This window comes from Clostridium sp. SHJSY1, assembly GCF_031626875.1.
GTDB lineage: Bacteria > Bacillota > Clostridia > Clostridiales > Clostridiaceae > Clostridium.
In genome coordinates this window covers 1-19930 of the sequence record NZ_JANDMF010000043.1, presented here as the reverse complement: position 1 = coordinate 19930, position 19930 = coordinate 1, and the positions used below count along the sequence as shown (strand labels likewise).

The 19930-nt window shown below is 29.4% G+C and carries 16 protein-coding genes and 2 other annotated features; of the genes, 14 read left to right on the top strand and 2 right to left on the bottom strand.

Annotated features, from left to right (window positions below; genetic code table 11):
- Nucleotides 1-173 precede the first annotated feature (173 nt).
- The 3 genes from NNC19_RS17625 to NNC19_RS17615 all read left to right on the top strand — a co-directional run bounded on the left by NNC19_RS17625 (nt 174) and on the right by NNC19_RS17615 (nt 4320).
- Complete coding sequence (locus tag NNC19_RS17625; protein ID WP_310939995.1) at nt 174-1820, top strand: peptide ABC transporter substrate-binding protein; 1647 nt, start codon at nt 174-176, stop codon at nt 1818-1820.
- A gap of 120 nt (nt 1821-1940) precedes the next feature.
- Nucleotides 1941-3590: a peptide ABC transporter substrate-binding protein gene (locus tag NNC19_RS17620; protein WP_310939994.1), complete on the top strand. Its 1650-nt coding sequence runs from the start codon at nt 1941-1943 to the stop codon at nt 3588-3590.
- Between the two features lie 106 nt (nt 3591-3696).
- Entirely contained in the window at nt 3697-4320 is a 624-nt protein-coding gene (locus tag NNC19_RS17615) for an HD domain-containing protein (protein ID WP_310939993.1), read from the top strand.
- A 132-nt stretch (nt 4321-4452) separates the two neighbouring features.
- Here the strand turns inward: NNC19_RS17615 and NNC19_RS17610 are convergent, their stop codons facing one another.
- Nucleotides 4453-5154 (bottom strand): DUF6873 family GME fold protein, encoded by a 702-nt coding sequence (locus NNC19_RS17610; protein WP_310939992.1) that lies wholly within the window; start codon nt 5152-5154, stop codon nt 4453-4455.
- Nucleotides 5155-5295: 141 nt separating this feature from the next.
- Here NNC19_RS17610 and ytxC point away from each other — a divergent pair, with 141 nt between their 5' ends.
- The 11 genes from ytxC (at nt 5296) to NNC19_RS17555 (ending at nt 19299) form a co-directional block, all read left to right on the top strand.
- Nucleotides 5296-6183 (top strand): putative sporulation protein YtxC, encoded by an 888-nt coding sequence (gene ytxC, locus NNC19_RS17605; protein WP_310939991.1) that lies wholly within the window; start codon nt 5296-5298, stop codon nt 6181-6183.
- 36 nt (nt 6184-6219) lie between these two features.
- Nucleotides 6220-6342: a sequence feature (ribosomal protein L20 leader region), on the top strand.
- A gap of 26 nt (nt 6343-6368) precedes the next feature.
- The gene (gene infC, locus NNC19_RS17600; protein WP_310939990.1) at nt 6369-6890 is read left to right on the top strand and encodes a translation initiation factor IF-3; all 522 of its coding nucleotides are present in this window, start codon (nt 6369-6371) and stop codon (nt 6888-6890) included.
- Between the two features lie 21 nt (nt 6891-6911).
- Nucleotides 6912-7109: a 50S ribosomal protein L35 gene (rpmI, locus tag NNC19_RS17595; protein ID WP_310939989.1), complete on the top strand. Its 198-nt coding sequence runs from the start codon at nt 6912-6914 to the stop codon at nt 7107-7109.
- A 24-nt stretch (nt 7110-7133) separates the two neighbouring features.
- Entirely contained in the window at nt 7134-7493 is a 360-nt protein-coding gene (rplT, locus tag NNC19_RS17590; RefSeq protein WP_310939988.1) for a 50S ribosomal protein L20, read from the top strand.
- Nucleotides 7494-7612: 119 nt separating this feature from the next.
- A complete protein-coding gene (locus NNC19_RS17585; protein ID WP_310939987.1) occupies nt 7613-8386 on the top strand; it encodes an RNA methyltransferase in 774 nt (257 codons plus the stop codon).
- Between the two features lie 40 nt (nt 8387-8426).
- Nucleotides 8427-8649: a binding site (T-box leader), on the top strand.
- A gap of 79 nt (nt 8650-8728) precedes the next feature.
- Complete coding sequence (gene pheS, locus NNC19_RS17580) at nt 8729-9748, top strand: phenylalanine--tRNA ligase subunit alpha (RefSeq protein WP_310939986.1); 1020 nt, start codon at nt 8729-8731, stop codon at nt 9746-9748.
- Between the two features lie 14 nt (nt 9749-9762).
- Nucleotides 9763-12138: a phenylalanine--tRNA ligase subunit beta gene (pheT, locus tag NNC19_RS17575; RefSeq protein WP_310939985.1), complete on the top strand. Its 2376-nt coding sequence runs from the start codon at nt 9763-9765 to the stop codon at nt 12136-12138.
- Between the two features lie 152 nt (nt 12139-12290).
- A complete protein-coding gene (gene zapA, locus NNC19_RS17570; RefSeq protein ID WP_310939984.1) occupies nt 12291-13634 on the top strand; it encodes a cell division protein ZapA in 1344 nt (447 codons plus the stop codon).
- Nucleotides 13635-13800: 166 nt separating this feature from the next.
- Complete coding sequence (locus NNC19_RS17565) at nt 13801-16140, top strand: U32 family peptidase (RefSeq protein WP_310939983.1); 2340 nt, start codon at nt 13801-13803, stop codon at nt 16138-16140.
- Between the two features lie 3 nt (nt 16141-16143).
- The gene (locus NNC19_RS17560; protein WP_310939982.1) at nt 16144-18504 is read left to right on the top strand and encodes an endonuclease MutS2; all 2361 of its coding nucleotides are present in this window, start codon (nt 16144-16146) and stop codon (nt 18502-18504) included.
- Between the two features lie 54 nt (nt 18505-18558).
- Nucleotides 18559-19299, top strand: a complete 741-nt coding sequence (locus NNC19_RS17555; RefSeq protein ID WP_310939981.1) for a DUF523 domain-containing protein — start codon at nt 18559-18561, stop codon at nt 19297-19299.
- 44 nt (nt 19300-19343) lie between these two features.
- Here the strand turns inward: NNC19_RS17555 and NNC19_RS17550 are convergent, their stop codons facing one another.
- A complete protein-coding gene (locus tag NNC19_RS17550; RefSeq protein WP_310939980.1) occupies nt 19344-19829 on the bottom strand; it encodes a flavodoxin in 486 nt (161 codons plus the stop codon).
- Nucleotides 19830-19930 lie beyond the last annotated feature (101 nt).

The following is a 19930-nucleotide window of genomic DNA, read 5'->3' as shown; positions in this document are numbered from 1 at the left end:
AATGGAAAAGTATCTGATTTAATATTTAAAAGAAAATATCCAAAAAAAGTTTTTGGAAAGAAGAACTAGTAATGAATCAAGTTGAAAAAGATAGAATTATTTGGTATATTATAACTTATAAGCTTATTAATTTATGTTAATAAATTGTAATAAATCTATAAGGGGGAACAAAAATGAAAAAAATTAAAATGAGAAAGCTGTGTGCCATAACATTGGCGTTAGCTTTAGGTATGACTACTATGGTAGGCTGTGGGGAAAAAGATAGTGGAAGTGCTGTCAAGCAAGAAATAAGTTACAACCTTGCAACAGAGGTAAAAACTATAGACCCAACATTGAATAATGCAAATGATGGATCTATCGTAATATGTAATGCTTTTGAAGGTCTTTATAAAACAGATAAGAGTGATAAAGCTGAGCCAGGAATAGCAAAAAGTTGTGATGTATCTTCGGATGGATTAACATATACATTCCATTTAAGAGATGATGCAAAATGGTCTGATGGACAACAAGTTACTGCAAAGGATTTTGCTTATTCTTGGAAGAGAGGATTAGATCCTAAAACAGCAGCAGATTATGCATATCAACTATATTACATTAAAGGTGCTGAAGCATACAATACTGGGAAAGGTTCAGCAGATGCTTTAGGGATTAAAGTTATTGATGATTTAACATTAGAAGTTACTTTGGAAAAACCAACAACTTACTTCTTAGAATTAACTGCATTTGCAACATATATGCCATTGAGAGAAGATATAGTATCTGCTCATCCAAATGATTGGACTGCAGATCCTTCAACTTATGTAACTAATGGTGCATTTAAAATGCAAGAATATAATATGAAGGATTCCTATGTATTTGTTAAAAATGATAATTACTATGATAAAGATAGTGTTAAATTAGATAAATTAACATTCAAGATGATAACTGATTCAACTTCTGCATATGCAGCATTGAAAAATGGTGAAATTACAGGAATAGATGTTGTACCAACTGCAGAAATAGAAAATGGTCAAAAAGATGGATATATCAAGGTATTCCCAGCATTGGCAACATATTTTTATTGCTTAAATGTTGGAAATAAGAGTGATAAACTTGATTCTGCAGTTAAGACTGCTCTAAGTAAGAAAGAAGTAAGAAAGGCTCTTAATCTTACAATTGATAGAAAGAAAATAACTGATGAAATTGTTAAAGGTGGAAGAATACCAGCGTATTCGTTTGTACCTGATGCTATAGAAATAGAAGGGGAAAAGTTCTCTGATAAACAATACTGGGATCCAAATAAGGTTGATGTTGAAGCTGCTAAGAAGTTATTAGCTGATGCAGGTTATCCAAATGGTGAAGGACTTCCTACTTTTGAATTGAAATATAACAATAATGTGGAATATCATAAATCAATAGCAGAAGCTATTCAACAAATGTGGGCACAAATAGGGGTTAAAGTTGTTTTGAAGAGTGAAGAATGGACAGTATTCCAAGATTCGAGAAAAAACGGAAATTATGAAGTTGCAAGACATTCATGGGTTGGAGATTATGTTGATCCAATGACTTTCTTGGATATGTGGACAACTGGTAGTGGACAAAATGATGCTAAATTCTCTAATCCTAAATATGATGAATTAATTAAAAAGGCTCAAGTAGAAAAAGATGCAAAAACAAGAGCTGGATATTTAAAGGAAGCAGAAGCAATATTAATGGATGAATTACCAATTCTTCCAATATATTATGATACTTATCCAAAAGGATTTGATCCTAAAATTAAGGATTATAGAGTATCACCACTTGGGCAAATATACTTTACAAAAGCTTATATGAGTGAATAGCAATAGACATTAATTTAAATATCGTAATAAGATTAATCTTGTTACGATATTTTTTAATAAATAAAAGATATATAGGCATAATTTGAATTATCAAATTTAAATTATTAGGGGGCGATTTATATGTTAAAAGGTAAAAAGAAAAAGCTGTGTGCTATAGCTTTAGCATTAGCATTAGGAATTAGTACGCTTGTTGGATGTGGAGAAAGTGGTGGAAGTAGTAAAGTTAAACAGGAGATGGTTCATAACTTGGGAACAGAAGTAAAGACTATAGATCCAGCACTAAATAATGCAGTTGATGGATCTATAGTAATCGCTAATGCTTTTGAAGGGCTTTATAGAACAGACGAAAGTACTGAGGCTAAGCCAGGAGTAGCAAAAGATTGTGATATTTCTTCAGATGGGTTAACCTATACATTTCATCTAAGAGATGATGCAAAATGGTCAGACGGACAACAAGTTACTTCAAAAGATTTTGCTTATGCTTGGAAGAGAGCATTAGACCCTAAAACAGCAGCTGATTATGCATTTCAATTATATTATATCAAAGGAGCTGAAGAATTTAATACTGGAAAAGGTACAGTAGATAATTTAGGAATCAAGGTAATTGATGATGTAACATTAGAAGTAACTTTAGCAAAACCAACACCATATTTTTTAGAAATAACAGCATTTCCAACTTTAATGCCATTGAGAGAAGATATAGTATCAGCTCATCCAGATAGCTGGACTTTAGATCCTTCTACTTATATAACTAATGGAGCATTTAAAATGGAAGAATACAATATGAAAGATTCTTATGTATTTGTAAAAAATGATAATTACTATGATAAGGATAAAGTTAAATTAGATAAATTAACATTTAAGATGATAACTGATTCAACTACTGCGTATGCTTCATTAAAAAATGGTGAAATTACAAGTATTGATCAAGTACCAACTCAGGAGATAGAAAGTGGGGAACAAGAAGGTTTAGTTAAAGATTATCCAGCTCTATCAACATATTATTACTGTTTAAATGTTGGTAATCATACTGATAAAATTGATCCAGCTGTAAAAGCGGCATTAAGCAAGAAGGAAGTAAGACATGCACTTAATCTTGCTATTGATAGAACAAAAATAACTAATGAAATTGTTAAAGGTGGAAGAAAGCCTGCATATTCCTTTGTCCCTGAGTCTATGGAGGTTAATGGTGAAGAATTTTCTGATAAGCATTACTGGGATGAAACTAAGTTTGATATAGAAGGAGCAAAAAAATTATTAGCTGATGCTGGATATCCAAATGGTGAAGGACTTCCTACTTTTGAAATTTCATATAATAATAACGTAGAATATAATAAACTAGTGGCTGAAGCTATTCAACAAATGTGGACACAAATCGGTGTTAAGGTTAGCTTGAAAAGTGAAGAATGGACGGTATTCCAAGATTCAAGAAAAAATGGTAAGTATGAAATAGCTAGACATCAATGGACTGGGGACTATAATGATCCGATGACTTTCTTAGATATGTGGATGACTGGGCTTGGAAATAATGATGCTAAATTCTCTAATGCTCAATATGATGAATTGATTAGAAAATCTCAACTTGAAAGAGACTCTAAAACTAGGATTGAATATTTAAAACAAGCAGAAGCTATATTTATGGATGAAATGCCAATACTACCAATATTTTATGATACTTTAGTTAAAGGTGTTGACCCTAAGGTTAAGGATATTAGAGTAGCCCCTCTTGGACAGGTATACTTTACTAGAGCGTATATGAGTGAATCGTAGCATATATTCATGCATTTTAAATCTCGTAATAGGTAAAATCTTATTGCGAGATTTTTTTATTTGTGGGCATAATAAATTCAGAAAAAAGATTACATGGAGGTAATAAATGGATAAGAGAGGAATTTTTGAAGATATAGAAAAACATCTATTAAATGATGAAAAACCTTCTGATTATCTAAATGACTTAAAAGAAAAAGGTGTGTTAGATCAAAAACCTTTTAATAAAGTTAAAGATTTAGAAGGGGTTGAGCAATCCAAAAAACATCATCCAGAAGGTAATGTTTGGATACATACTATGATGGTGGTTGATGAAGGGGCTAAACTTCGTGAAAAAGTTAAAGATAAAAAAGCATTCATGTGGTGCTTACTATTACATGACTTAGGAAAATTAAGAACTACTAAACTTAGAAATGGAAGATGGACTTCTTATGATCATGATAAAGTTGGAGAAGGTGAGAGTAGAGAATTTTTAAGTGATTTTACAGAAGATGAAAAATTTATTGATAAGGTTTCTAAATTAACCAGGTATCATATGCATCTTCTATATATAAAGAATAAATTGCCATATGCAGATATTGAAGGTATGAAGAAGTATACAAATGCAGAAGAATTATCTTTAGTATTTTTAAGTGATCGCCTTGGAAGAGGAGATTTAAAAGATTGGGAGAGGAGAAAAATTAATGAAGAAGTTGACAAGTTTAGAGAACAATATAAAAAGGTAGTGGTTTAAAAATAGGTTAGTGACTTCAGATGGTAATAAATTAAGGTTTATTATCCATCTGGAATTTTTATAAAAAACAAAACTTTTAACTGTATTTATATGAGAACAATTTATATATAAGACACGTAATATATATGGGAGTTAAAGAACTATAAGACTGCCTCTATCAATTAATTTTCCTTTTTTTAGAGAGATTGGCTTAACATCGTATTTATATAGAAATTTATACACTTCATCACCGTATAAATAATTGTCTAACTCTCCAAAAAGTCCTAATTTATCTTCAGAAATCATACCTCCTGTACCACCGATGAAACCATAATTTAAAGAAGGAAGAATAATATCGCCAGGAGGAACAAGCAGAGTGTCAATATTTTCGTTTTTTAGAGCATTATAGATTCCTTTATCACTAGTTATAAAGGCTGTATTTCTAATAGGTAATATAGAACACTTAGTATATCCTTGGCTAACATTAATTATCTTTTTGTTTAATTGTGTGCTAATTAAATTATTATCAGTGAAGTTTAAGTTATGAACAAAATATTTATCAGTAATTAATGCATTCAATATAATATCTCCAGGGTATGATTTTTCTAAAGATTTTTCGGATAATATGTATTTTATACCATTAGAAGATAAAAAATATAAAAAATCTTTATTTATATTTTTTTGTATTATTAAAGTCTTCTTTTCCTTATTTAAGATATTTAATTGAATATCTACATGGCCATTTATTGCATCATAAACCTTTGTGCTTTTTGGAACAATAATAGGTGTAAGGTCATATTTGATAAGGTTATTAAGCTCTTCGGCACTAATTCTATAATCTACAAAACAAAACATGAAATGCTCCTTAAAATAATTCATTATAAGGATAAGTTACTATTAAAAAATAAAAAAATCAAGTAGACAAAAGTTCAAAAATAAATTCTGTATATAGCTAAAATTTTAATACATACTATTACTAGGAAGGGAGTGAAACCCATGCTTGTACAGGAATTAGCTTATTCAGGTGAATTAAACTTTGTTAAAGAATTACAGGAGTTAAAAGATACTCTTAAGAAGAAAAATGTAATCATTGGAGTGGTGGAGAGGTTGGATGGCTCAACACATGTGGTTAAAGTTGTTTGTGATGATGAAGGGTATAATGAAAAAACCTGCAATAGAATAAATTTATATATAAGCAATATTCTATACAATATAGTCATTAAGAAATACAAAGAAAAAGAAATGTTTCAATTTTTAACAGATACCTATTTCTTTTTAAGACAGGAGGAAATACTGGAGATTGAAGAAGAAATAATGAAAGTTTTACAAGGAAAAGAACCACCAAGCGATGATATATTTATTTATTGTTCAAATAAGGTAAATTCTATAATTGAAAAAATTAAATTTTGTGTTGAAGAAAATAAGATGATTAATATAAATGGGTTTATTACCTTCAGAATGAGGGAGCTCAGAGAAGATATAGAGAAAATTATTGATAAAGTAGTAGAAAAATATATGGTGGAAAAAGAATATAAAGAATTTATTAGACTATTAAAATATTTCGTTGATATACAAGATAGCAAAATAGAAAAAATAAATATATTAATTAATCCAGGAGGAGGATACGTTGTTACAGATGATTCTGGGGAAGATATTTTTAGCACATTTCTAAAAGATTTATCAGAATGCAAATTAGGAATAGATGCTAGTGTTGAAGATATTATAATTAGTGGGTTAATTACAAATGCACCAAATCACATTGAAATTCATGGAAAGGAAGTTTGCAACAATAAGGAGTTTATTGATACAATAAAAAATGTATTTGGAGATAGAGTAGACTTTTGTGATGGGTGCAAATTATGTTCATCAATAAAAATAAAATAAGTGTTGACAATTAAGTTTAGTGGTGATACAATAATGCATGTTAAGTAGAAACGCCGTTTCTCACCTTACAGCATCTTTTGATAGTTAGTATGGTTATTTATCGCGATAGTTTTGTTGATAATATAGGACGGCAGGTTACTGTCGTCTTTTTATTATATATAGAATATTGCTTTTATTTTTCGGAGGTGAAAACTATTAACAAAAATTATATAGTTAATGAAGATATAAGAGAAAAAGAAATTAGAGTTATAGCAGCTGACGGAAGTCAATTAGGTGTAATAGCTACTAAAGAAGCTCAAGCTATGGCTGATGAGGCTGAATTAGATTTGGTTATGATATCACCTGGAGCTAAGCCACCAGTTTGCAAGATTATGGATTTAGGAAAGTTCATATATGAGCAATCTAAAAAGGAAAAGGAAGCTAAGAAAAAGCAAAAGGTTATCAGCATAAAAGAAGTAAGAGTAAGTCTTACAATAGAAGAGCATGATATCGAAATTAAAGCTAAAAATGCAAGAAAGTTCTTATTAGATGGGGACAAAGTTAAAATCACTGTCAGATTTAGAGGAAGAGAAATGGAACTTGGCCATTTGGCACATAAGATTCTTGAAAACTTCGCTAGCAAGCTTGAAGATGTATGTATCATCGAAAAGCCTGCAAAAAGAGAAGGTAGAAATATGACAATGGTTGTAGGCCCTAAAAAGGCATAAACTGAGAGGAGGAATTTAGCAATGCCAAAAATGAAAACTCATAGAGGTGCAGCAAAAAGATTCAAATTAACAGGTACAGGAAAATTAAAGAGAGCAAAGGCTTTCAAAAGCCATATCCTAACTAAGAAGAGTGCAAAGAGAAAGAGAAATCTTAGAAAAGCGGGATATGTTTCAACTACTCAAGAAAAAGCAATGAAGAAATTATTACCATATCTATAAGAAATGGTACAGGAGGTTTAAGGAATGGCAAGAGTAAAAAGAGCGGTTAATTCTCGTAAGAATCATAAAAAAGTTTTAAAGCTTGCAAAAGGATACTATGGTGGAAAAAGTAAGTTATTTAAAACTGCTAACGAATCAGTTATAAGAGCATTAAGAAATGCATATGTTGGAAGAAGATTAAAGAAGAGAGATTATAGAAGATTATGGATAGCTAGAATAAATGCTGCTACAAGAATGAATGATCTTTCATATTCTAAATTCATGAATGGAATGAAGTTAGCTGGAATTGATATTAACAGAAAAATGTTATCAGAAATAGCTATAAACGATCCAAAGGCATTTGCTGATTTAGTAGAAGTAGCTAAGAAAAGCATAAACGCTTAATATAGATTTAAATGCGACTGATAGTCGCATTTTGTTTTATATAAAAAAGTATATTTGATGGAAAATGAATAGAATATTTATTTAAATGATAAAAATATTAAATAGTAGAGGTGTAAACTTTGGTTTTTATAGAAAGTAAAGAGAATAGTTTATATAAAGATACTAAAAAGCTTAAAGATAGAAAAGGTAGAAATAAAAGTTCTAAGTATATAATTGAAGGTTTTCGATTAATTCAAGAAGCTTTTAAAGCTAATATTTTAGTAGAATACATTTTCTTTAGTGGAGATGAAGATAAAGTTAATGAATATCTAGGAGAATATGTAAAAAAGACAAAGCTTTATAAATTAAGTGAAAACTTACTTAATGAATTATGTTCTACAGAAAAACCTCAAGGCATTGTAGCTATTGTTGGAATGAAAAAGCTAGATATAAACTTTGAAGGAGGTTTTTATCTTTTGTGTGATAAAGTTCAGGATCCGGGAAATCTAGGAACTATAATTAGAACAGCACATGCAGCAGGAGTGGATGGTATTATTTTAACAAAAGGAACTGTTGATATATATAATGATAAAACCATAAGATCTACTATGGGGTCTTTATTCCATATTCCAATTATTCATGATGATGAAAATTATAATGTTACAAAAAACTTAATAGAAAGAGAATTTTCTTTACTTGCAACTTCTTTAGAAGGAGACAAAGATTTCTTTAAGGAAGATTTGACAGGGAAAATAATTATTTCAGTGGGTAATGAAGGTAATGGTGTGAGTGAAGAAATATATAATCTTTCAGATAAGAAAGTTAAGATTCCTATGCCAGGTGGTGCTGAATCTTTAAATGTGGCTATAGCAACATCTATTATTCTTTATGAGAAAGTTAGACAAAATAGTTGATATTTAATAAAAATATTTGTATAATAGGAAAGTAATAGAATAGTAAACTATGATTGAGAAAGTAAGCATGATAAAACATTCAGGGAGAAAAGGTCTTAGACTGAAAGCCTTTTTATGATAAGTTGTGGTGAAGTTCCCTCAGGAGTTCTAGCTGTGAAATTAATAGTAGTAGTTAGCGGGAAATCGTTAAATTAATGAGTTGGGTAATGCTATTTTTTTAGGCATACCAATTAGGGTGGTAACGCGGATAATTCGTCCCTTTTCAGGGTCGTTTTTTTTATGCAAAAAAATAGAAAATCAAATTAAACTTATACTTATAAAAACAAGTAAAGGAGAATTAAGATGCAAGAAAAATTAATGCAAATTCAAGAATTAGCTTTGAAAGAAATTGAAGCAGTAAAAACTACTGCAGAAGTTCAAGAACTTAGAGTTAAATTTTTAGGAAAAAAAGGAGAATTAACTACTATTTTAAAGAGCATGGGAGGGTTGTCTAAAGAAGAGAGACCTGTTGTTGGTAAAATGGTTAATGATGTTAAGAAAGTAGTAGAAGATAAACTTGATTTTATTTCCCGAGAAATAAAGGAAAAAGAGAAAAATGAAAAACTGGAAAGTGAGGTTATAGATGTAACTCTTCCAGGAAAGAAAAATGATATTGGAAAGAGACATCCATTAGAATTAACAGTTGAGAGAATGAAAGATATATTTATATCTATGGGTTTTTCTATAGAAGATGGGCCGGAAGTAGAACTTGATTATTACAATTTTGAAGCTTTAAATATACCAAAAAATCATCCTGCAAGAAGTGAACAAGATACATTCTATATAAATGATAATATTGTGCTAAGAACTCAAACATCTCCAGTACAAGTTAGAACTATGGAAAATCAAGAGCCACCAATAAAGATGATTTCTCCAGGAAAAGTTTATAGAGCTGACTCTGTGGATGCTACTCATTCACCAATATTCTATCAAATGGAAGGGTTGGTAATAGATAAGGGAGTTACTTTTGCAGATCTTAAAGGAACATTAGAATTATTTGCAAAAAAGATGTTTGGAGATAAAGTTCAAACTAAATTTAGGCCACATCATTTCCCATTTACAGAGCCTTCTGCAGAAATGGATGCAACTTGCTTTGTATGTGGAGGAAAAGGCTGTAATGTGTGTAAGGGATCTGGTTGGATTGAACTATTAGGATGTGGTATGGTTCATCCAAATGTATTAAGAAATTGTGGATTAGATCCTGAAGTTTATAGCGGATTTGCTTTTGGATTTGGTGTTGATAGAATGGTTATGCTTAGCTATGGTCTTGATGATATCAGGTTATTATATGAAAGTGATATGAGATTCTTAAATCAATTCTAGAGGAGGATGAAGTAATGAAAGTACCATTTAATTGGATTAAAGATTATGTTGATATAAATGTTGATGCTAAAGAGCTTGGAGATATACTAACTCTTACAGGTTCACAACTTGAAGAGGTAGAGATTCAGGGAGATAGTATTAAGAATGTAGTTGTTTGTTATATAGAGCAAATAGAAAAGCATCCAGATGCTGATAGATTAAATGTTTGCCAAGTTGATATTGGAACAGAAAAGATTCAAATAGTTACAGCTGCAACTAACATGAAAGAAGGAAATAAAGTTCCCGTTGCTCTTCATAAATCTATTTTAGCTGATGGAACAGAAATAAAGAAGGGTAAAATGAGAGGTGTTGTATCTAATGGTATGTTCTGTTCAGAAGAGGAACTTGGAATAGCTGGAGATGAGCCAGTTCATGGACTTATGATATTACCAGAAGATGCACCAATAGGAATGGATATAAAAGAGTATCTTAAACTAAATAAGGCTATATTAGATTTTGATATTACATCTAATAGACCAGATTGTTTAAGTATGGTAGGTATGGCTAGAGAAATAGCTGCAGCACTTAGAACAACATATAAAATGCCAAACCTTAGCTATGAAGTTAAATCTTCTAAAAATATAAAGGATGAGTTAAAAGTAAGTATTAAAAGTAATCTTTGCAGAAGATATATGGCTAGAGGAGTAAAAAATGTTAAAATAGCTCCATCACCAAGTTGGATGCAAGAAAGATTACTTGAAGCAGGTGTTAGACCAATAAATAATATAGTAGATATTACAAACTTTGTAATGCTTGAAATTGGTGAACCAATGCATGCTTTTGATAAAAGACAACTAACAACAGGTAAAATAGTTGTAGATACAGCAAAAGATAATGAAAAATTTACAACACTTGATGAAATAGAAAGAGAATTAAATTCTGATTTATTATGTATTAAGGATGGAGATAACACAGTTGCATTAGCTGGTATTATGGGAGGATTAAACTCTGAAATTAAGGAAGATACTACTGAAGTTGTATTTGAATGTGCAAATTTTGATGGAACTAATATCAGAGTAAATTCAAAGGTATTAGGGCTTAGAACTGAAAGTTCATCAAGATTTGAAAAAGATATTGATCCAAACTTAGCTGAACTAGCATTAAATAGAGCTTGTGTTCTTGTTTGTGAATTAGGTGCAGGTGAAGTGATGGAAGGAACTATAGATGAATATCCTTCGGTTAAAGAAATCTCTCATATGACAGTGTCTTCAAACTGGATTAACAAGTTCTTAGGTATTGAAATGACTAAGGAAGATATGAAGAGTGCATTAGATTCGTTAGATTTAAAAACTGAAATTAATGGTGAAAATTTAGAAATAACAGTACCTACATTTAGGGTTGATATAGAAATCAAAGAAGATATTGCAGAAGAAGTTGCAAGGATTTATGGATATGATAAAATTCCTACAACAGTATTTGATGCAACTCCTGTAAGAGAAAATAAGCATAAAAATGATTTCCTTAGAGAAGTTGTGGTTGATACATTAATAGCGTCAGGGTTAAACCAATCAATATCTTACTCATTTGTGTCTCCTAAAGTATTTGATAAAATAAAGGTAGCTGAAGATTCAGAGCTTAGAAATGTTATAAAGATAAAAAATCCTTTAGGAGAAGATTTTTCAGTGATGAGAACTTCAACATTACCTTCTATAATGGAATCACTTGGAAGAAATTATTCAAGAAATAATGAATATGCTAAGTTGTTTGAAATAGGTAAAGTATATATTAAAAATGAAGATGAAAATAAACTTCCAACTGAAAAAAATATTTTAACTATAGGAATGTATGGGCAATGTGACTTCCTTGATTTGAAGGGAGTAGTTGAAAATGTACTTGACAGATTAGGAATTACTAAGGCTAAATTTGTACGTGAAAGTGAAAATCCTACATTCCATCCAGGAAAAACTGCAGGAATTCAATTAAGAGGAAAGAGTGCTGGCGTATTTGGTGAGATACATCCAGATGTACAAGAAGAGTATGATTTAGATGTACCTTCTTATGTAGCTGAATTGGATTTAGATCTTTTATATGAAGCTTCTAATGTTAAGAGAGAATATACTCCAATTCCAAAATTTCCAGCAGCTACAAGGGATATAGCTGTATTAGTGGATGATAATACACTTGCTGGAGATATAGAAGAAGCTATGGTAAGAGCAGGTGGGTCGTTAGTAGAAAAAATTACATTATTTGATATATATAAAGGAACTCAAATTGCAGAAGGAAAGAAGAGTATGGCTTATGCAATAGTTTATAGAGATCCTAAAAAGTCATTAACAGATAATGATGTAAATAAAATTCATGATAAAATATTGAAGAGTCTTGAAAATAAGGTTGGAGCACAATTGAGATAAAAAGCAAGTTCAACTTATTGCTATATCTATATGTTTTGTAAAAAGTAATAATTTTGTAATATTTTAGCTAGTTGATTTTTTATCAGCTAGCTTGTTTTATAGGTATAATTCACCTATAATTAGTTATATAGACGATTATGAGAGGTGTTGCTATGATTAGGGTTACGGTAACCATAAATGGAAGAGAATATAATTTAAAGGGTAAAGAAAATGAAAGTTATTTAAAAGAAGTAGCAGAATTTGTTGATAGTAAAATAAAAGAGATTACAACTAAAAATAAATTTTTAAGTACAGGAGATGCTGCTGTATTAGCAGCGATAAATATTGCAGATGAGCTTTACGAAGAAGATATTGAAATAGAGAGATTAAATAAATTAAAAACTTCTTTAGAAGAGATGAATCAAACTTTAAGTGATACAATAAAGGAACTAAGGGAAAGATTAGAGAAGACACAGGAAAGTAAAAACAAAACAATAAGTGAATTAGAAAATAGAATTCATAGTTTAGATGAAAATTCTTTGGAACTTGCTAATAAAAATAAAAAATTATTTGATGAAAATAATGTATTAAATAATGATAATTTAAAATTACAAAAAGAAGTAGAAGAGTTAAATAGGCAATTAAAAGAAGCTAATGAATTAAATGAACTTTTAGATATTAAAGTGGATAAGTTAAAGGAAAGTAATAATTCATTACAAGAAAAGTTTCAAGAACTATCAAATGCTGAAAATGCAATAAAGAAGGAATTGAATTCTGTTATAAATGAAAAAGAAGAATTTGAAAAACTTCTAGATGAAGAAAAAGATTTTGGAAGTGCTTTAAAAGGTGATATAGAAATCTTAAAGAAAGATAAAAATGATTTATATGAAGAAATTAAAGAAATTATTGCTATTAAAGAATCTTTAGAAGGTGAACTTAATATAATAAAAAAACATAATGAAGAGTTAGATGAAGAAATTAAAAAGATTACTGAAGAGGGAAAAAATTCTGAAGTCGTTTTAAATAATGAAATAGAAGTGTTTAGGAAAGATAAAAAAGAGTTAAATGAAGAAATTAAGAGAATAAAAAATTCGAAAGAATCACTTGAAGAAGAACTTGACATAATAAAAGGGCGTAATGAAGAACTTAAAGAAGAAATGGAAAATCTAAAGAAGGACAAGGAAAATCTAGAAAGCAAGGTTGAAGAACAAGAGAAAGAAATTGAAGTGGAAAAGTCTTTAAGTGAACTCATAGAGGTAAAATTCAAAGAAGAAAATATTAATGAAAAAGAAATATTTGATACAGAAATTGAAAAGAAGAATGATAAGATAAATGAATTAGAGAACAAAGTTGAAAGACTTACTTTTGAAAAAACAAAGATATTAGAAAGTGGAAAAGATTCTAGAAATGAAATAAAAACAGCAAAGTATAGAATTTTGGATTTAGAGAAAAAACTTTTAGATGTCCAAATTGAATTGGCAAAGAGTAAGAAGGAGAAAAATGCACTAATTAAATAATAAAGTTAAGATTATTATAAAGTAATATTAATTTATATTATTTTATGATAATCTTTTTTAGTGTTTCTTATTTTCGTAAGAAAATTGGAAATGTCTATTGTTTTATGATATAAATAAGGATAGACATAGTAACGATTTAGTGAATAGGCAATAGGAGAGATACATTATGACAAAAGTAGAATTATTAGCTCCTGCAGGGAGCAAAGAAAGTCTTTATGCTGCAATTAATAGTGGAGCAGATGCAGTTTACTTAGGTGGGAGTAAATTTTCAGCTAGAGCATATGCTTCAAATTTTGATAATGAAAATATGAAGATAGCTGTGGATTATTGTCATAGCTATGGAGTTAAGATATATGTAACTATGAATACCGTGCTAAAAGAAAGAGAACTTTTAGAAGCGGTAAAATATGCAGGTTATCTTTATGAAATTGGAGTTGACGCTCTTATAATTCAAGATTTGGGACTGTTAAAACTCATTAAAGAAACATATAAAGACTTTGAAGTTCATGCATCTACTCAAATGACTATACATAATGGAGAAGGTGCTTTATATTTTAGAGAAAAGGGATTTACTAGAATAGTTCTTTCAAGGGAACTTTCTATTGATGAGATTAAGTATATATCAAAGGATTTAGGAATTGAAACTGAAATATTTATTCATGGGGCTCTGTGTGTGTGTTATTCAGGACAATGTTTGATGAGTTCAATGATAGGTGGAAGAAGTGGGAATAGGGGAAGGTGTGCCCAACCTTGTAGAATGCAATATACTTTAAAATCAAATTCTATGGGAGAAAAAAAAGGATATCTGTTAAGTCCTAAAGATACCTGTACTATAGAAGATATAAAAGAAATTATAGAAAGTGAAACTTCATCACTTAAGGTAGAGGGAAGAATGAAGAGACCAGAGTATGTAGCTGGAGTAGTTGAAAATTATAGAAAAGCAATTGATAAAGAAGTTAAAAATCAAAAATATAATGTAGCTGAGGGAAAAAGAGTGCTCCTTCAATTATTTAATAGAAGTGGATTTTCTAAGGCATATCTTAAGAAGAATGTAGGAAGAGATATGATGAGTTATTCATTTGCAAAAAATACTGGGGTAGAACTTGGAAGAGTATTGGATAGTGGAGAGATAGTAGTTAATGAAAATATAACTTTAGGTGATGGTATAAGATTTGGAGAAAAAGGTTTTACTTTAAGTAAGATTTTTTCAAATGGAAATGAAGTTAAATATGCTAAAAGAGGAAATAAGGTAAAATTATATCCTAAGGAGTACAAAAAAGGAGATATTCTATTTAGAACATCAAGCAAAGAACTTTTTGATTCTCTAGAAGATAAAGTTAAACCTTATTATAAAAAAATAGATTTATATGGGAAAGTTAATTTTAAAGTAGGAGAAGAAATTGAATTAACTGCTAGTTTAAATGGAAAAACTTATTCCATAAAAGGTGATATAGTTGAAAAAGCTGAAAGAAAAGCTTTAGAGAAAGAGAGAATAGTAGAAGCATTAAAAAAATCAGGAGAATACCCATATAAGTTTGATGGTATTGAATTTGAATGTTATGAAGAAGGATTTATAAGGGTAGCATCTTTAAATAATTTAAGAAGAAGTTTATTTGAAAAAATTCAAAAAGAAATAGTATCTTCTTATAGAAGAAAAAGAATTTTAGGCATAAAAGATGAGAAAGAGCATAAAGATACTAAAAATATTGATATTTTATTTACTTGTACTACAAAAAAACAATTTGAAATTTTAATGGATGAAAAAATTAAAGATATTGGAGTAGATATTTTTAATAGACATAAAGACGCAATAAGAATATCTGATTTAGATAATATTGATGATGTTAATTTGTATTTACTAATTCCAGAAATAATAAAAGAAGAATTTAATGTAATAGTTAAGACTATAGAAAATTGTAAAGAAAAGATTAAAGGAATAATAACATCAAATGCAGGAATTATTAACATATATAAGAATAAACTTAATATAATTGGGGACTATAAGCTCAATATATTTAACTCACAAGCTTTAGATTTTGCAAGAAAAGATTTAAATATAGTATCTCTTAGTTTAGAGCTTAATAGAAAAGAAATAAAAGATATTATGAAAAGTAGAATTAAAGGTGTAGCTTATAATATATATGGAAAAACAGAGTTAATGGTAAGTGAATATTGTCCAATAGGAAGTACTTTTGGTGGTAAGTGTAGTGACAAAGAATGTAATGGTGCTTGCAAAAAGGATAGTTTTACATTAGTTGACAGAATGAATGAAGAATTTAAAGTAATGACTGATGTTTATTGTAGGAGTCATATTCTAAATAGCGTAGCGTTAAATTTAATAGAAGAGATTGAAGAATTAAAAGCTATGGGAATAGATACATTTAGGATAGATTTTAAAGATGAAAGTTATGATGAAGTAAAAAATGTCTTAAGTATGATAAAGGGAAAGAATTATGTAAATGGCAATAATTATACTAAGGGACATTATAGAAGAGGTGTGGAATAAGAAATGAATGAAAGAGCATTAAGAGTATTAGAATTTAACAAAGTTAAAGATAAAGTTAAAAGATATGCAGTTACTAGTGGAGGAAAAGATCTAGTAGAAAAAATGGGTCCCTACGAATCTGTTTATGAGGTGGAAAATGCATTAAAAGAAACTAATGAAGCTTGCAATATAGTTATTAAAAAAGGTAATCCACCATTTGAAGGATTACATGATGTTAGAGAAGGTCTTGAAAGAGCTAAAAAGGGAGGCACTTTATCTACAGCACAACTATTATATGTAGGTAACATGTTAAGATGTACAGACAATATTAAAACATATTTAACTAGAAAAGATGAAGAGGAAATATATGAAAAGTTAGAAGATCTTGCTTATATACTTACACCTATAAATAATTTAAAAGCAGAAATAGAGAGAGCAATAATATCTGAGGAAGAAATAAGTGATAGAGCTAGTGGAAGTCTTAGTAGTATAAGAAGAAATTTAAAAGAAAAAAATTCTTCTGTAAGAGAAAAAATTAATTCAATAGTAAGAAGTAATGCAAAATATCTTCAAGATGCTATATACACTATGAGAGGAGACAGATATGTAATTCCAGTTAAATCAGAATATAAAGGTTCAGTACCAGGACTTGTACATGATCAAAGTTCAACTGGGGCGACTTTATTTATTGAACCCATGAGTTTGGTTAACCTTAACAATGAAATAAAAGAATTAAAATTAAAGGAACAAGCTGAGATTGAAAGAATACTTTCAGAATTATCTAGAAAGGTAAAAGATAATGTAGATGTACTTGAAAGCAATATGAAGATATTACTACAATTTGATTTCATATTTGCAAAAGGAAAATATTCATTATCTATTAATGGAATACTACCTCAAGTTAATAATGATGGAGTGTTTGATTTAATTGATGTAAGACATCCTTTAATAGATCCAGATAAAGCGGTTTCTTCTGATGTGTATTTAGGAAAAAATTTCACAGCACTAATGATAACAGGTCCAAATACAGGAGGAAAAACTGTAACACTTAAAACAGTGGGACTTATACATATTATGGCAATGAGTGGACTTTTAATTTGTGCTAAAGATGGGTCGTCTATAAGTTTTTATAGAGAGGTGTTTGCAGATATTGGAGATGAGCAAAGTATTGAACAAAGTCTATCAACATTTTCATCTCATTTAACTAATATAGTGGAGGTAATGAAAGAAGCTGACAGAGAATCTTTAGCTTTATTTGATGAATTAGGAGCAGGTACAGATCCTACTGAAGGAGCAGCTCTAGCAGTATCTATTATAGAAACTCTAAGAGAAAGAGGAACTAAAATAATAGCAACAACTCATTATAGTGAACTAAAAGGATATGCTTTAAAAACTTCTGGTGTAGAAAATGCATCGGTTGAATTTGATGTTGAAACTTTAAGACCTACATATAGATTATTAATAGGTGTGCCAGGTAAATCAAATGCTTTTGAAATAAGTAGAAGACTTGGGCTAGATGACTATGTTATAGATAGAGCTAAAGAGCATATGTCACAAGAAAATATTAAATTTGAAGATCTTATAAGAGATTTACAAGAAAAGAGTATAATAGCTAATAGAGATGCTAGAGAGGCTGAAAGACTGAAATTAGAAGCAGCAACTATAAAGAAAAATTATGAAGAGAAACTTAACAGGCTTGAAACTGTAAAAGATAATGCATACAATGAAGCTAGAAGAGAAGCCAAGGAAATAATATCAAGAGCTAAAGATGAAGCTGATGATATACTAAAAGCTATGAGAGAATTAGAAAAAATAGGAATTTCAGGAGGTGGAAGAAATAGGCTTGAAGAAGAGAGAAAGAAATTAAAAGATTCTCTTGAAGAAAGAGAGAAAGCCTTAATTAAGTCAAGAGAGAATTCAGGAGAAAATATTGAGAAGGTAACTCTTGGAATGGATGCTTTTTTACCATCATTAAATCAAAAAGTAGTAATAATTTCTATGCCTGATAAAAAAGGTGAAGTCCAAGTTGAAGCTGGTATAATGAAGATAAATGTAAAACTTAAGGACCTTAGAAAAAGTGAAGGTTCTTCTAAACCAAAGGAGAAAAAGAAAAAAAGAGAAGTTAATCTTAATTTGAGATCTGTAGAAAGTAGTATTGATTTAAGAGGACTAGATGCAGAAGAGGCATGCTATAGAGTGGATAAATATTTAGATGAAGCTTATATGGGAAATTTAGGGGAGGTTACAATAGTTCATGGTAAAGGAACTGGAGTTTTAAGGCAAGCTATAAATACTATGCTAAAGAAACAAACCCATGTTAAAAATTATAGACTAGGAGCTTATGGAGAAGGTGGCGATGGTGTTACTGTAGTTGAGTTAAAATAATAAGAATATTTTTTAGATATTTGTAAAATTTATAGTAAAGTTGAGGTGATTTATATGTATTTAATAAGTGCATGTTTATGTGGAGTTAATTGTAAGTATAATGGTGAAAATAACTTGAATAAAGATTGCCTTAAATTATTAGAAGAAGATCAAGCTATTTTGATATGCCCAGAGCAACTAGGAGGATTGACAACCCCACGAAAACCAGCAGAAATTATAGATGGTACAGCTAAAGATATAATAGATAGAGATATAGGGAAGGTAATAACAAAAGAGGGGAAAGATGTAACTGAATCATTTATAAGAGGAGCAAAAGAAACTATAAATATTGCAAAATTATCAGGAACTATAGCTGCTATATTAAAGGAAGGTAGTCCATCATGTGGATGTAATTATATATATGATGGTAGTTTTAGTGGAAACAAAATAGAAGGAGAGGGTATTACAGCCTATATGCTTAAAGAAGCAGGAATAGAAGTAATATCTGATGAAGAATATAGCAAAAAGGTTGAAGAAAGTAACAAATTAATTTTTCTATCAGATTATGAATTTAAGCGAAAAGAAAATGAATTTGAAGATGATAATTATGATGGTGCTATAGTGTATAGTATTATAAGAAATGATGAAGAAATTATTACTGATTTGCCTGAAAATGTAGAGAAAAACATGAAAAGGTTGATAATAACTATGGCAAAAGAAATGTTTGGACTTGAAACCATAGAGGATATAGAAGATGCAACAGGATTTACTAAAGAAGAGATTAAGGAAATTCTTGAAGAAGATAAGGATAAATAGAAACAGCAGCATTATGGAATTTAATTTTATAATGCTGCTGTTTCTTATTTTATATTTAAATTAGTGAGCCATTCTTTAATTTTGGAAATATGCTCATTAGTATCTCCTTTTAGAGGATCTACAAAATCAAATTCCCCTATATAGTCATTTTGTGGAAGTTTGTTCTTAAAATTAACATAGAATTTTTCAGCGCCACCACCACCATGACAAGCAAATAAAGCAATTTTTTTATTTTCTATATTATATTCACTTATAAATGTGTTAAAAGGGGGAGCATAAGTACCAGCCCATATTGGAGTACCAATAAATAAGTAATCATATTTATTTAAATCTACATCAAGTTCAAATAATTCAGGTTTTTTATTGAATAAAACATCTTTACCACCCCAAAAGAATTTTTTAAAACCATTTTTGGGATATTCCTTTTTTACTTTTAGTTCTAGTATATCTGAATTTATTTCTTTTGCTATATTTTCGGCAATAAACTTTGTGTTACCTTCTAGAGAATAATAAATTATCAATGATTTCATTTTAAATCCCTCCTTATGTATATTGAGCACTCACGGAAACTCAATAAAGCCCATGGGTATGCCCTTTTTTTATTATTTTTTTTAGTTATTTCCCCCATTTT